This window comes from Anoxybacillus gonensis (genome assembly GCF_001187595.1).
Classification (GTDB): domain Bacteria; phylum Bacillota; class Bacilli; order Bacillales; family Anoxybacillaceae; genus Anoxybacillus; species Anoxybacillus gonensis.
In genome coordinates this window covers 2561579-2576087 of sequence record NZ_CP012152.1, presented here as the reverse complement: position 1 = coordinate 2576087, position 14509 = coordinate 2561579, and the positions used below count along the sequence as shown (strand labels likewise).

Below are 14509 nucleotides of genomic sequence, written 5' to 3'. Positions count from 1 at the left end.
TTAGGCGAATACATATGTTACATTTTTTTGAAGGAGGACTTTTATGAAAAAATGGAAGAAGGCCGCATTATCCGTTAGTTTAGCTTCCGCACTCATCGTGCCGACGGTCGCTCAAGCGTCGACAGAACTGCCAATTGCCCAATGGAAAAAACAAGTGACAAAAGGGCAAACGTCTCTTGCTTACAAACGGTTTGAAGAGGCGCAAGATCAAGTGAGCGCCGACACGCTGATTGTGAAGTACAGCGAGAAAATTCCAGCTGCCGTTCATCGCAGTTTCGGAGCGACATTGAAGCAATCCTTTCCGCAACTAGGATATGACGTCGTCACCGTGCAAAAAGGGAAAGATATGCAGCAAGTGGTAAAAAATTACGCAAAATTAAAAGCCGTCAAACGTGTGACACCAAGTTTTACATACAAACGGCTCGGTTCGGCTGATCCGAAAGCAGATCATATGTATTTATTATCGCTTTTAAATATGGAAAAGGCGTTAAAACTGGCTGGAAAGTCTAATGTCACAGTTGCCGTCATCGACACAGGAATGGATACGAAACATCCTGAGTTGAAAGGGCGTCTCCTCCCAGCCTACAACGCGATCAATCCGGCGGGGGCGCCGATCAAAGATGTGCACGGAACGCACGTTGCCGGCATTATCGGTGCGAACGCCAACAACGGTGTTGGGGCGCATGGTGTCAACCCGAACGTCAAAATTTTGCCGATTGACGTATTCGGGGGCGGGTTAGGAGCAAGCGATTATACGATCGCCCAAGGCATTTTGTATGCGATTGAAAAAGGAGCAAAAGTCATTAATATGAGCCTTGGCGGCTATTTTAGCTCGCCGATTTTAGAAGAAGCTGTTCAAAAAGCGATCGACGCAGGGATTACAGTCGTTGCGGCAGCAGGAAACGAAGCGACAGATATGTACTCTATCCCAGCTTCGTACGAAGGCGTCATTAGCGTCGGAGCGACCGACAGCAAAAATAAACTTGCTGAGTTTTCAAACTACGGTCCGTCTGTAGACATTGTGGCACCGGGTGTGGACGTGTACAGCCCGATTTATGACTACACGAAAGGCTCTTCGTTTGCCGAGTTAAGTGGAACGTCGATGGCGTCGCCAGTTGTGGCGGGTGTGGCGTCGCTTCTTTTATCGAAGTACCCGAATTTAAAACCTTATCAAGTTGAATGGATTTTAGAACGTACGGCAACGGATTTAGGGGAAAAAGGATACGATTTAACGTACGGCAATGGTTTAGTCAATCCAGTGGCAGCGCTGCAATATAACATCAAAAATGTGCCGCAAAAAGAAAAATGGAACGATGAAACGATTTTAGCGAAAGCGCCAGTCATTGATGCGAAAGAACCGTACGTGAAAACAGGTTCGTTCACAAAACCAGAGGAAATGCATTGGGTGAAAGTGAACGTTCAACAAGGCGAAAGCGTCCAAGTGTTGCTCGAAGGAGCACAATCATACGACTATAAGCTCGTATTCCGTTTCTACCCGGAAGGAAAAACGGCGTCTGAAAAACCGATTCAAGTCAATAATGGTCGCGCAGGCGAAATGGAAGCGAAACTATTTACGGCAAAACAATCAGGTGTGCTTGCAATCGGCGTCACAGATGCGAACGGCAACTACAGCTTGCAAGGAAAGTCAACATATACGTTAGCTGTACAATCGTTTACAGAGCTTGCAGACGATGGTTTGACAAAAGAAAATCCAGCTGTCATTGAACAATTGCCGTTTGTTGCAGAGAACTTAACGTTTGTCCCAGAAAAAGATGCAACGGAAAGCGACCGTGACTATTTTCAATTTACTGTAACAGAACCGACGACAGTGAAGTTTCAATTGTCTCCTGTTCCAGGGATTGATTCATCGTTAAACATTTATTTGGCTGATGAGCTATATCGTCCTGTGGATCCAGATGCGAAATATAAAGAAATCACATTCCCGATTGCATCTGGAAACAATAACGGCATAAGCAAAGGAGAGACGCTCACGTTTGAAGCGCAACCGGGCGTGCCATATGTCGTTGAAGCTTCTAGCGAACCGATGGGCGGATTTTATCCAATGATGTTTGAGCTGGCGATGTCAAGCAATCAAGTAAAACAGTTAACCGGTTCAGCAATCCCATATCAACTTCGCGCAGAAGTCGTCACGCTTCCAGCTGACGAAGACAACTTCCCAGCACGCGAGCCGATGCCGTCGGAAGAAGGGGCTGTGGAACAAACTGAAAAAACACAACAACAAATGCGTAAACCAAACGATGTTGTTGTCATTATTGACGATGGAAGTTGGAACAGTTTCGATCAAGAACAAGTGCAACAAATTAAAGCAAATGCTCGACCTTACAACATTGGAGAAAAAACAGAAGCATTTATCCAGTTTAGTGGCGACCAAGATTTTTATCGCTTCACTGTCCCAACAACGGCTGTGTACGAGTTTTCGTTTGCGACACCTGACGATATGATGCCGTCAGCTACATTATTCGAATATGATGAGAAAAAAGACGATCTCGTACCAGTAAACAACTTTTGGCCATTTGATTGGATGACAGGCAAAAAACAAACAGACTGGACGCTCATTTTGGAAGAAGGAAAAACGTACTACATGTTAGTACAAAACGACAATTATCAACCGGTCGCTGAACCGTACAGCATGACGTCGAAAAAATTAATCGATGCACCAAAAGATAAAAATGAGAAAAATAACGAACCAATGCAAGCAACAGTTGTAAACGTCAATGAAACGAAAACAGGAAACTTCGTGCTTCCGAACGATGTCGATTACTACTACTATAAACATCGTCAAGCGAACGAGCTGTTGACGCTTTTTGCACAGCCAAGCAAACCGAATGCATCGCTGCCAAAATCATTGCGCGGCACATTAGTTCCAATCATCTCGGTTGTCGAAGATACGAACGGCAATATGACGATTGACGAAGACGAATACGGCAAAGCTGTTACGTTTTTCCCGAATGGCTGGAGCCCATTATACGACGTGCACGGATCGTTCCGAGCGAAGAAAAACGTTGGGTATTTCTTCGTCGTCAACTCGTTTATGTTTGATGGACTATCGCTTCAGTCGTACAACTTTGGCATTCAATCGTTCAACAAAAAAGATGAAGACGCATCGTCTGTCTTGAAAAACAACGTACCATCGAAGCCGCTTTCTCTTTATAAAAAAGGAAATACGTATGAAGCAACGGGGTATATGAACATCGTTGACTACGGAGATAAAGACGCGTACAAATTTGTCGTTGAAAAAGACGGCACATTTACATTCAAGCTCGATGTACCGGGCACGATGGACGGCGTCATGTCCATTTTCGATGCGAAAGGACGCCTCGTGCAAACGTATGACCATTACGGTGACGGCGACGCAGAAATCGGTACGCTTTCGTTGAAAAAAGGAACGTACTATGTCGTCGTAGAGGAATCGCTCGCTCGTCCAAATGCTAAGCCATACACGCTCTCTATAACAAAGAAATAGATGAAACGAAGGTTGCCTGCACATGTAGGCAGCCTTTCTCTTTTTCCAGACGCATCGTGTCGCCGATCGTGTTAAAATAAATATAAGATTCATAGACAACGAGGTGAATCATATGCGATTCATATGGCTTACGTTCTTTTTTTTATTGTTGTTTCAACATCCAGCTCATGCTCATGTCGTTGATTTAACAAATAAAGCAAAAGCGCAAGCGTACGAAGATTACTATCCGCTTATTGCGCGCTATAAAGGAACGAGTGGGGTGACGTTTGAAAGTTACAGCACATATTGGAACGAAACGAAGCTTGCCCAACTTGAGCAAGAGTTATTAAAAAACAAACACGGTGCCGAACTTTCCTTGTTAGGAAGTGTAAAAATTTTTCCTGATTACCCCGCAGGACAAAACGTGCTTGGACAATATTTTGCGCAATATCAAGTCAGTCCGAAGCTGTCTCTTCTTCCAAATCGATATATTCATTTGTATGGAGGAAATGAATGGACGACGGTGGAAGAGATGGCGACGACGTTAGCGCACGAGTACGGGCATCATTTCACTTATTATTATTTATTAAATAAAGAACAGCGCCGTCCGAACGAATGGCTGCAGTCGCAGTATGCCGCTGCGCGCGAGTTGTTTCGCTACCCGACCGTCCATGCGGATGGGAGTGGAGAATATGAATGGTATATGCCGGAAATATTAGCTGAAGACTATGTGCAACTATTCGGGTCGCCGCATGCGCTAAAAGGGCATATGCAAATGAACGCCCATCTTCCGACGCCGTTTGAGCTTCAAGCGCTACAAACGTATTGGAAAAATCAACTTGGCGCTACGTATGAACCGATGCCTCCGCTTTCATTACTGCTGACAAACTATACGGTAAAAAATAACGTGTATTCGCTAAAGCTTTACACATATGCCGATACAACCGCATATTTAAACGCGCAAGATGGACAAGGGCGCTATGCTTCCGTGTATATCGGAAGTGTGCCAAAAGGGGTAAACGAAACGGCATATGATGGGACGAAGCTGAATAGTCAAGTTTCTTGGCTATTTCGCTCAACGATTGTCGATACGGCATTATTTCGTGTCGTTCAGCCAACAACGAAAGGATTTAATCGCGGTTCAGCGACGTTGCGTGTCTCGTATGGAGCGATCGATACGCTTGTTTCTACTCCTCCGCTTTTTCCAGACGTCGTCCGAGAGGAGCTGCAGGAAGCTGCGCGGCTGTTGTATGAACGAGGGATGATCTCAGGATTCCCAGACGGAACGTATCGTCCGAACGAACGGCTCCTTCGCCGTCATGCCGCCCTTATGCTTATTCGTGATTTACAGTTGACGCTCCCTGAAGGATATGTCGTCAAGGCGCAAGATGTAAAACCGACGGATCCGTGGTATAAAGAGATGGCGATTGCTGAGGCGTATGGATTGCTTACCGGATATAACGGGAAGCTATATCCGAACGACTACATTACCCGTGCCCAAATGGCAACCATTTTAACGAGGGTGTATGCCGATGTGTACGAACAGCCGACGACAAATGCATCGTTTTTTGATGTGCCCGCTTCTCATTGGGCGTATCAGGCGATCGATACGCTTTTTTACAACGGCATTACGATCAACAATCCGTATCGCCCGAACGATTTCGTGACACGCGGACAGTTTGCCCTCTTTTTAAAACGGACGCTCGATAAAAAATAGCGAGGAAGGCTTGTCCTTCCTCGCTATTTTGCGTTGATCGCACGGTAGAAAAACACCGCAAACTCCGCACGTGTGACCGTTTCTTTCGGACGAAATGTTCCGTCTTCATATCCGTTCGCAATACCTGTTGCAACGAGTTTTTCAATCGCATCGTACGCCGCATCCGTTTCTTTGACGTCAGTAAACGGCACATCCGCCCCACGCTTTAACTTCCATGCCTCTGCAAACCACATGGCAAGCTGTTCACGCGTCAACGGTTCATCCGGTTGGAATGGCTTATCGTTTTTACTGATGATATTTTCTTTGACAAGCGCGTTAATCGCACCAACGGCCCAATGATCGCTCGACACGTCTGTAAACGTTTCTTTTCGATTGTTCATATCGAAATTGAAATACGTGGCAATTAGTCCTGCCGCTTCTGCTCGCGTCATCATTGCATCTGGCTTAAAGTAGCTTTTTGCATATCCGAGCACAATTTCTTTTTTACCTAACGTTTCAATTTCTTGATTTGCCCAAAAATCTTTTTCAACGTCTTGAAATTTTCCCGCGTCCTGTGCATACGCAAGCACGCGTCTTGCTCCTATGTATCGTTTTTTATAGTAGGAATCATCTAACGACGTGACGATAATTCCTTTGGATGAACTCGCATGAATAAACCGATTGTCGCCGATATAAATCCCTGCATGCGACGGCCCTTTTTTATACGTTTCAAAAAAGACGAGATCCCCAACGCGTAAATCTTCTTTCTTCACTGCGTTTCCTTGCTTATACTGCTCCGCTGTCGTCCGCGCTAATGTGACCCCTAGCCCACTCATCACATGGCGTGTAAACCCGGAACAGTCAAATCCTTTTTCTGAACTTCCCCCGAATTGATACGGCACCCCGACGTATTTTTTCGCAAGTGGAACGAGCCGATCATAACTATCGCTTGCATAAGCGAAGGAAGGGAAGAGAAAAAACAAAAGCAATGCTGAAACAAACCGCCTCACATGATACACCTCACTTCGCTATTGTTCTTGCAATTTCGACATTTTCACACTATTCCAAGTGTATCATAAATAGGAGAATGGTAATTTTACAGTTATGTAACAAAAGTTTTTGACAAAATTTACGCTTATAGGTATTGAAAAAAGTCGAACATTCGGTAAAATGGTGAATAGGTGGAAGACTACATGTGAAAAAGTTTTGTTATTCCAACAAAGAAAAACTGTTCAAAAAATGGTTGACACGATGCATGGAAAAAATTATAATGTAGTTTGTAGTCATTCACTCGCTAAGTTTAAGAGTTTTATAGAGAAAACATACATATCTCTTAAATTTAGCTAAACTTAAATAGAAAGAGAAACAAAAGGAGGAAATATGTCGATGGCTTACCAACCAAAGTCTTATCGCAAATTTTTAGCTGGTACAGTCTCTGCAGCAGTTGTTGCTTCAGCGATCGCACCAGTAGCAAGCGCAGCTTCTTTCACAGACGTAGCAGGAAGCGTGCATGCAGATGACATCGCTACATTAGTAGCAAAAGGGTACATTAAAGGATACGGTGACAACACATTCAAACCAAACAAATCATTAACACGCGGTGAAGCTGCAATCATCTTCTCACGCATTTTAAAAGATGCGGGCGTAAAAGCTCCTGAGCAAGGTGCGGGCTTCCCAGACGTTCCTGCAAGCAACGCTGAATTAGCAGAAGCTGTTGCGATCGTGAAAGCAGCAGGTGTGATGAGCGGAGACGAGAAGGGTAACTTCAACCCGAACGCAACAATCACTCGCGAACAAATGGCGAAAGTTGTTGTTGAAGCGTTCAAATTAACAAAACCTGCAAACCACACAACAAAAGTAACTGACCTTGACAAAGCAGGCGCATGGGCGCGTGAATACATCCAAACATTAGAAGCAAACGGCGTAACGAAAAACACAGAATTCATGCCAAAACAAAGCGTAACACGCGGTCAATTCGCTTCATTCGTCGTTCGTGCGATGAACGTTGGTGTAACAGCAGCACACATCACTGGTGTAACTGTTGTTGACCTCAACACATTAGAAGTAACATTCAACGGCGAATTGAAAGAAGTGAAAAAAGAAGACTTCGCTATCCAAGGCGTTGAAATCGAATCTGTATCAATCAAAGCCGCTGCAGCAGCTGAAGCAAAAACAACAGTTGTTGTTATCAAAACAAAAACAGCGTTAGAAGAAGGCAAATCTTACAGCGTATCTTACAAAGGTCAAACAACTGACAAAACAAAAGTTGATGTGCCTGTACTAAAAGTTGAAGCTGTAAGTGCTCCTAGTGCCAAAACTTTAAAAATTACAGGTACAGGTTTACAGTTCTTGAAGTCTGAAGATGTAACTGTGGCAGGTAACAAAGTTCTATCTGTTGTTCCAGATACTGATGGAAAGGCGGCAACGGTATCTTTAGAAAATAAACTTGCTCCTAACGCTAATACTACAGTTTCTGTGAAAATTAAAGGTGAAAAGAAAGACTTTACGACTAAGTTTGAGTACAAAGTAACTTCTGTGTCTATCGAACCGCAAACATTTGATGACGATCGTGCGGGTCAAAGAGTTAAGTTTAAAGTGAATGGCGAAGATGCAGATGTGGATTATCTCAAGTTGGCGGGTTATTCAGTGGCTTTCGTCGCTAAAAAAGCTGATGGTACGGCTGCAAATGGTTTCTTTGATGGATCTTCTACCAATACTTCTTCAACTGGTGTAGTCGCTCATCCTGTTACTAAAGGGGACTATACTGTTGAAGTTCAAGTGACGAGAGCTGGAGAAGCGTTAGTGACTGACACTGCAAACATTAAAGTTGTTAACCTTGATACTGAAGCTACGGAAGTTAATTCAGTAACATTCTATAACTTTGGAATTGACAAAACTGATGACTCTTCTAGTGCATATAATGTTTCATTATCAGATGACGACTATGTCATGAACAGCACAACATTAGTTGCTGGCGAGAAAGCAAAAGTATATAAAGTGGAAGCAACTGTAGCTGGGGAGAAAGTTGTTGTTTCTTCGAATGCTTTTGAAGTGAAAACTTCTAATCCAGCTGTTGTATCTGTGTCTAACGGTGTTTTAACTGCTGAATCGGCAGGTACTGCAACAATTACTATCAAAGTCGGTGAAGTAACAAAAACGTTTAACTTTACAGTAACGAATGTTGCCCGTAAGCTTTCGAAGGTGACCGTAGATCCAGCAAGTGTAAGTATTGTCAAAGGTTATCAAAAAACTGTTACAGTAAAGACTTTAGATCAGTATGGCGATCCGTACCGAGTTAATCAAGTTGCTGATCTCGTTGAAGTAGTACCAATTGCAGGATCAAACGATATTGTCACATTTACTGACTTTACAACTGATACACCAAACTCTATTGGAAAGGTATCCGTAAGCTTAACAGGTAACGCAGCAGGAAGTGGTACGTTCTACTTCAAAGACAAAGATGGTAATGTGATTGGTTCGTTCTATGTTAATGTTTCTGCAGTGGATAATACAGGTAGTAAGAAATTAGAGGTTATTTCTAAGGCACCTGCGTCGACTGATAATACTTTAGATTTACAATCTGATAAAACTGTGACATACCAGCTGTCCCGTTACAATACTGAAGGAATTTATATGGATCCGATTGAGTTGCAAAATTATGAAATTGAAGTTGTAGATGGTACTGTTGCCAAGGCACAATTTGTAGATGTTAATGGCAGCACTACTGGTAGTTCAACAAGTGCAACTCTTAATGCTAAAATTGTTGGTACGTCAGGAGATTATGGTTTCGTAATCACAGGGCTAAAAGCTGGTACGACAGATGTTTTACTAAAAGATACGGCAAGTGGAAAAGTTGAAAAAATTACAATCACAGTTGTTAATAACCCAATTAAAATCAATACGGTTAATTTCAAAACAGTACCTACTGTTGATTATGTTGGCGCGAAAATCAACTATGAAGACGTACTTGATGTGACTTACAGTAACGAAGATGATATCGTGAACGGCATTACTCTATCTAAGAGTACACTTCATAAAGTGCGTATTTCTGAAGATACAGGAACTGAAGGATTACTTTACCTAGATGTGGATGGTGATGCATCTTATACATCGGGTACAGACATTGGTTTAGGTATGTTGAAACTTAAATTAACTGCTGACTCAACATTAGTGGGTACAGTTCCTACAGATGCAGTAGTTGGTTACACAACAGTTAATGGTGATAAAGGTAAGAAAGGAACATTGTTATTTAAAGTATTGACTGATGTAACAGGTTCTGATGAAACTACTTCAATTGCTGCTACTGCGGTGACTGTTGAAGTAAAATAAATTGGGGAGCATGTCTATCACGCCCCGAAGATTGATAGAAACAGAGAGCCATTGAGTGGCTCTCTGTTTCTTTTTCTGTATTTTTGTTGATGTGCTGTGGCATTTTTTGCGGCAGCTGTTGTTGAAATTGCGAGAGGAATAGAAAAATGTTACAATCTCCGTAGCAACTACATAAGCAGGGTGGGCGGTTGACCACTTCCCCGATGAAGGGAGGTGGGAATATGACGACGTATGAAGCATTGAGTCTTATTGCGCAATTCAGCTTAGTGTTCATCGGAATGCTAACATTGACTGTTACCATCGTCGTCTATATAAACAAAAAGAAATAACCGTCCCCCCCTCGACCAAAGGTGTGAAACGGTTATTTCTTTTTTATCTGTTACACATCTAAAGGTCAGCCGCTCTTCTTGCGGCATGTAGTTGCCTGCTGAGTGTTCACCGCACTCAGCTTTTTTATTTTATGAAGTATCTGCTTATATTATACAAATGATATAGCTAGTTTGACAAGTGGGATGAGTGTTACCCGTTGGTAGCGTGCCTGTCACTAGTTTTGCGTGCAGAGTATCAAAAAATTTTTCGCAGGATTTTTCCCGTTTTTGTCGAAAGGATGTGCAAGGAAGTTCATGTGAGGTGAAATTGTGTGCCGTGGAAATCGGCGTGATTCGTTGTTTAAAGAAACGAATGATTTTCGTGCGTTTTTGCATATCCTCGAACAGCTTCATGAAAAAATACCATTTGAGCTCGCTTCGTATTGTCTTATGACGAATCATTTCCATCTCCAACTTCGCTCACAGCATGAATCCATTTCAAAAGTAATCACACCTTCAAACTCCTCAGTTTCGTTTTGTTTATTGTAGTAAAATAAAAAGAAAGGAAGTGTGATGATGAGCGGGCAAACCGATATTGCGTATAATAATTATGACATCATATTCCACAATATGACCGCTCAATTTAAAGAAAAGGTTCTTGACTTTTATGGTATTCAGACTGCTCCAATTGTTCGTGTAGAAGCGGTGGATTTGCCGACTATTGCAGTAAATGACAGAAGAATGGACTTTCTGTTTTTGCTAGCGGACGATACGTACTTACATCTTGAGTTTCAGACAACGTTTGATGAGAAGGATTTGGATCGGTTCCTTCAATACGATGTGAGCGCTTATGAAAGGTACAAAAAGCCGATTAAAACAGTAGTCATTTATGGTTCTAATGTCGAAAAGGTGTTAGAGCAAAAAAGCTATGGCTCTGTCCAATATAATATACAAGCAGCATTGATGAGAAACTATGACGGTGATGCCATCATTCAAGATTTATGGACAAAAATAGAGAACGAAGAAGAGCTTACAGATCTAGATGAGTTGCATCTTATTTTCCTCCCATTAATGCAGAGCTCGGTGAATCGTTCAGAACGAGCCATCGAGACAGTCGAACTCGCTAAACGAATAAAAGACGAGGAAAAACAAGTACGCTTACTGGCGACGATTATTGCGGTGTCCGACAAGTTCATTGATAAGGAGTATGTGGAAAAATTGATGGAGGTCTAAGTATGGCGAGAGTCATTCGAATGGCGGAAGAACGCGCAAGAATTAGCGAAAGCCAGCAGGCGATAAAAAAATACTTAGGCGCACGATTAGGTTTGGAAAGTAAACCGATGCAAAATAAAATAGACCTTATTACGGATCTATATTTGTTACATCATTTATTGGACGACTTATATCGAGCGGAGAAAAGAGAAGAAATGGCTCGTTTGATTGACATCACATTAGAAAAACAAAATGGGATACGTGCCAGTCACATCCCGAAGGTTGACAGATACAGAGAGTCGTTGATTGGCTCTCTGTTTTTCATTCCTAAAGCAGGAATCTCCTCGTTTTTATCGAAAATACACAACAAAACAGAAAGCGAGGTGCATATATGGCCATTGATCATGATCGGTTGTTTAAAGAGATGATTATGACGTTTTTTGAAGAGTTTCTTCTTCTCTTTTTCCCGCATGTGCATGAGCATATCGACTTTCAGCATGTGGCGTTTTTATCGGAGGAACTGTTTACCGATGTGACGGCAGGGGAAAAGTATCGCGTCGATCTGCTTGTTGAGACGAAGTTGAAAGGGGAGGATAGCCTCATTATCGTCCATATCGAAAATCAAAGCTATGTGCAGCCATCGTTTCCAGAGCGAATGTTTATTTACTTTAGCCGCTTGTTTGAGAAATACCGAAAGCGAATGTTGCCGATTGCGGTATTTAGCTACGATTCTCTTCGCAATGAGCCTTCATCGTTTACGCTCCAATTTCCTTTTTTCGATGTGCTTCACTTTCAATTTCTTACAGTTGAGTTGCGCAAACAAAATTGGCGTGATTACATTCGCCACGACAATCCAATCGCCGCTGCGTTGTTAAGCAAAATGGGGTATACTGAAAATGAACGGGTAGAACTAAAAAAGCAGTTTTTACGAATGATTGTGCGTATGGAATTAGACGAAGCAAAGCAACGATTGTTAATCGGCTTTTTTGAAACATATGTGAAGCTGTCGGATGAGGAAGAACAACAGTTGCGAAACGAGGTGAATGAAATGGAAACAAAAGAAAAAGAACAAGTGTTGGAATTAATGATTTCGTATGAGAAGAAAGAGAAACGAAATATTGCGAAAAGAATGTTAGACAAAGGATATGATGTGCACACCATTCACGAATTAACGGAACTTCCTGTAGAGGAGATTGAGGAGTTAAAGGAACGGTGCTAGTGCACTGCGATATAAATTCAGTTAATGTGAAGGAATCAGAGTGATAGAACTCTGGTTCCTTTCCTTTTCTCGTCTTTTTTCAGTGTCTCAGAACCCTGTGAAACTGTCAAGGAAAGCACTTGACAGCTCCACGGAGTTCTGAGGAGAGGTAGGTAAGACGAGAAGGAGGAAATGCAGCCCACCTGCGCTCGTTTTTAACTAGCCTTTGCATATTGAGTCGGTATTTGATAATGAAGAACACCTTGTATACGTTGGTGGTTATAATAGCGAATGGTATTATGTCAAGAAAATAGACACATAGAATGGAGAAACATTTTAACTCCTACTACCGCACTTCGTTTGGTGCCTCTTGATAAGGAGAATGGTTGGTAAACCTTTCCCCTTATCAAGAGGATTAAGAAACCGCCATATCGCGACTTCATTCAGAGAAGGATTGTTTTTTGCCGTGTTGATGCAGCTTCTCATATGCCATCGGAGACATGTACTTGTTAGCGGAATGAATTCGCTGAGAGTTATAAAAACACTCAATATATTCAAAAATCCGATGTTTGGCCTCTTCCCTTGTTGTAAAGGTCTCGTGGAAAATCAGTTCCTTTTTGATGATGCTGTGAAACGATTCCGCACATGCGTTATCATAACCGTTTCCTTTTCGACTCATGCTGGTTTGCATTCCATGCTGTCGTAAAATAGCTTGATACTCGTTCGATGCATATTGGCTCCCTTGATCCGAATGGTGAATCAGACCTGGTTGAGGCTTTCTCTGGTTGAGGCTTTCTCTGGTTGATGGCTCGGTTTAATGCTTTGATCACTAACTCTTTTGTCATTCGTTCGGAAAGATACTAGCCAACGATTTTACGAGAAAACAAATCCATGACCGAAGCGAAATACAGCCAGCCTTCTTTCGTCCAAATATAGGTGATATCCGCCACCCATACTTTGTTCGGCTTATCCACTTCAAACTGCTGATGTAATAAGTTGGGATACACAGGCAAATGATGCTTCGAATTCGTGGTGGCCTTATATTTTTTCTCCGTTTTGGAACGAATGTCATCGTCTTTCATGATTCTTGCGACGGTTTTCTGAGAGACCTTCACTCCTTGTTTCTGAAGGATTTTTGTGATTTTTGGACTGCCATACGTTTCTCTTGACTCGATATGAATCTTTTTGATTTGTTTTTTCAACGTTTCGCGTCTTTCGACCGACCCGACGCTGTCAAGGGAAGACATTGACGTGACGAGAAGGCTTGTTGAGGCAGGGAGAATTGTGGGAATTGGATTGTTGGATCATGTCATTGTTTGTCGGGGAGAGATTCGTGTCGTTGAAGGAAAAAGAGTATGTGTAAGAGGAGAAGACGATGCTCGACTGGTTTATTGTGAAAATGAAACGCTAATTTGGTGTGGAAGTCAGGCAGGAGGATGTTGGGTATGAAGCGTCATTTGACTACAAGAAGGTCGATGCGTTGCTTATTTCTCCGAGCACATCAAGAAGCTGAAGAATCCGCTGTTGTTGGAACCGTTCCTATATGTAGCGAGAAGTGAACTCGGCAATCAAACATTGATGAAACATATAATATGTCAAAAGGAATTTTCGTGCTATCGTGTACAGTTAAATGGTATAATATGTTTAAGAAGTTCCATTTTCGTTGAAAGGAGCGAAAGTCATGGATTTCGTGAGAGTCATAAAAAACAGCAATGATTTAGAAAAAATTATAGATATACCTGAGAAATTAAGAAACAGGAAAGTAGAAGTCATTGTCCTCCCCTATACAGATAAAGAAGAGGTAGAACAAGTGGGAAAAAAAAGCTTGAGGGGGGCGTTGTCAAAATATAAAAATGAGTTTTTGCGAGCTCGAGAAAGCGATGCTTGGTCTAAGGCCGTGGTGGATAAATATGAAAATCGTTGATACAAACATTATCCTAAGATATTTGCTTAATGATCATGATGATTTGTCAGCGAAAGCTGCAACGATTATCGAAAATAACAAGGTATTATTGCTGAATGAGGTAGTAGTTGAAGTCGTTTATGTTCTGGAAAAAGTGTACAAAGTAAAAAACGACGAGATATGTGATACTCTTTTAGAACTGTTTAAATACGATAATATTGATGTCGATGATATCGACATACTAGAAGAAGCGCTCATTTTGTTTGTAAAAAGACGGATGGACTTTGTTGATGCTCTTTTATACGCCTATAATAAAGTGAAGGGGTACCAAGTATATACTTTTGATAAGAAGCTAAACAGCATAATTGAGGAATAGGATATAAGCGCAAGGCTGGATAGA

11 protein-coding genes and 2 pseudogenes are annotated in these 14509 nt (G+C 42.1%); 11 read left to right on the top strand and 2 right to left on the bottom strand.

Going from position 1 to position 14509, the window contains the following annotated elements; all coding sequences use genetic code 11:
* Positions 1 to 43 precede the first annotated feature (43 nt).
* Both AFK25_RS13485 and AFK25_RS13480 read left to right on the top strand, forming a co-directional pair.
* Positions 44 to 3484: a S8 family peptidase gene (locus AFK25_RS13485; RefSeq protein WP_035067533.1), complete on the top strand. Its 3441-nt coding sequence runs from the start codon at positions 44 to 46 to the stop codon at positions 3482 to 3484.
* A gap of 112 nt (positions 3485 to 3596) precedes the next feature.
* Positions 3597 to 5180 (top strand): S-layer homology domain-containing protein, encoded by a 1584-nt coding sequence (locus AFK25_RS13480; RefSeq protein ID WP_240483478.1) that lies wholly within the window; start codon positions 3597 to 3599, stop codon positions 5178 to 5180.
* Positions 5181 to 5203: 23 nt separating this feature from the next.
* On the opposite strand, the gene AFK25_RS13475 is transcribed toward AFK25_RS13480, so the two are convergent.
* Positions 5204 to 6169: a C40 family peptidase gene (locus AFK25_RS13475; RefSeq protein WP_019418154.1), complete on the bottom strand. Its 966-nt coding sequence runs from the start codon at positions 6167 to 6169 to the stop codon at positions 5204 to 5206.
* 376 nt (positions 6170 to 6545) lie between these two features.
* Here AFK25_RS13475 and AFK25_RS13465 point away from each other — a divergent pair, with 376 nt between their 5' ends.
* The 6 genes from AFK25_RS13465 (at position 6546) to AFK25_RS13450 (ending at position 12227) form a co-directional block, all read left to right on the top strand.
* On the top strand, positions 6546 to 9488 hold the full coding sequence (locus AFK25_RS13465) for an S-layer homology domain-containing protein (RefSeq protein ID WP_165569766.1): 2943 nt from the start codon (positions 6546 to 6548) through the stop codon (positions 9486 to 9488).
* Positions 9489 to 9709: 221 nt separating this feature from the next.
* Positions 9710 to 9817, top strand: coding sequence for a putative holin-like toxin (locus tag AFK25_RS15265; RefSeq protein WP_019418134.1), 108 nt, complete (start codon positions 9710 to 9712; stop codon positions 9815 to 9817).
* 306 nt (positions 9818 to 10123) lie between these two features.
* Positions 10124 to 10345 carry a transposase gene (locus AFK25_RS13460; RefSeq protein ID WP_049720912.1) on the top strand — a complete coding sequence of 74 codons (222 nt, stop codon included), beginning with the start codon at positions 10124 to 10126 and terminating at the stop codon, positions 10343 to 10345.
* A gap of 24 nt (positions 10346 to 10369) precedes the next feature.
* On the top strand, positions 10370 to 11029 hold the full coding sequence (locus tag AFK25_RS13455; RefSeq protein WP_240483479.1) for an RpnC/YadD family protein: 660 nt from the start codon (positions 10370 to 10372) through the stop codon (positions 11027 to 11029).
* Positions 11030 to 11031: 2 nt separating this feature from the next.
* Positions 11032 to 11436: a hypothetical protein gene (locus AFK25_RS15260; protein WP_240483481.1), complete on the top strand. Its 405-nt coding sequence runs from the start codon at positions 11032 to 11034 to the stop codon at positions 11434 to 11436.
* Positions 11400 to 12227: an RpnC/YadD family protein gene (locus AFK25_RS13450; RefSeq protein ID WP_035067542.1), complete on the top strand. Its 828-nt coding sequence runs from the start codon at positions 11400 to 11402 to the stop codon at positions 12225 to 12227. Before AFK25_RS15260 ends, AFK25_RS13450 begins: the two co-directional genes overlap by 37 nt.
* Positions 12228 to 12645: 418 nt before the next feature.
* Here the strand turns inward: AFK25_RS13450 and AFK25_RS15340 are convergent.
* Positions 12646 to 13423: pseudogene (locus AFK25_RS15340) on the bottom strand (IS3 family transposase); the annotation flags it as partial.
* Here AFK25_RS15340 and AFK25_RS15015 point away from each other — a divergent pair.
* The 3 genes and pseudogenes from AFK25_RS15015 to AFK25_RS13435 form a co-directional block, all read left to right on the top strand.
* Positions 13392 to 13569 (top strand): annotated as a pseudogene (locus AFK25_RS15015) (JAB domain-containing protein); the annotation flags it as partial. The pseudogenes AFK25_RS15340 and AFK25_RS15015 overlap by 32 nt on opposite strands.
* A 318-nt stretch (positions 13570 to 13887) precedes the next feature.
* Positions 13888 to 14130: a hypothetical protein gene (locus AFK25_RS13440; RefSeq protein WP_035067544.1), complete on the top strand. Its 243-nt coding sequence runs from the start codon at positions 13888 to 13890 to the stop codon at positions 14128 to 14130.
* A complete protein-coding gene (locus tag AFK25_RS13435) occupies positions 14117 to 14485 on the top strand; it encodes a PIN domain-containing protein (protein WP_012576114.1) in 369 nt (122 codons plus the stop codon). The genes AFK25_RS13440 and AFK25_RS13435 overlap by 14 nt, the downstream gene beginning before the upstream one ends.
* The last annotated feature ends 24 nt before the right edge of the window (positions 14486 to 14509 follow it).

What these genes read in the sequence shown, in the direction of transcription:
- AFK25_RS13485 (WP_035067533.1), top strand. Translation starts at nt 44, where the DNA reads ATGAAAAAATGGAAGAAGGCCGCATTATCCGTTAGTTTAGCTTCCGCA.
- AFK25_RS13480 (WP_240483478.1), top strand. Translation starts at nt 3,597, where the DNA reads ATGCGATTCATATGGCTTACGTTCTTTTTTTTATTGTTGTTTCAACAT.
- AFK25_RS13465 (WP_165569766.1), top strand. Translation starts at nt 6,546, where the DNA reads ATGGCTTACCAACCAAAGTCTTATCGCAAATTTTTAGCTGGTACAGTC.
- AFK25_RS15265 (WP_019418134.1), top strand. Translation starts at nt 9,710, where the DNA reads ATGACGACGTATGAAGCATTGAGTCTTATTGCGCAATTCAGCTTAGTG.
- AFK25_RS13455 (WP_240483479.1), top strand. Translation starts at nt 10,370, where the DNA reads ATGATGAGCGGGCAAACCGATATTGCGTATAATAATTATGACATCATA.
- AFK25_RS15260 (WP_240483481.1), top strand. Translation starts at nt 11,032, where the DNA reads ATGGCGAGAGTCATTCGAATGGCGGAAGAACGCGCAAGAATTAGCGAA.
- AFK25_RS13450 (WP_035067542.1), top strand. Translation starts at nt 11,400, where the DNA reads ATGGCCATTGATCATGATCGGTTGTTTAAAGAGATGATTATGACGTTT.
- AFK25_RS13440 (WP_035067544.1), top strand. Translation starts at nt 13,888, where the DNA reads ATGGATTTCGTGAGAGTCATAAAAAACAGCAATGATTTAGAAAAAATT.
- AFK25_RS13435 (WP_012576114.1), top strand. Translation starts at nt 14,117, where the DNA reads ATGAAAATCGTTGATACAAACATTATCCTAAGATATTTGCTTAATGAT.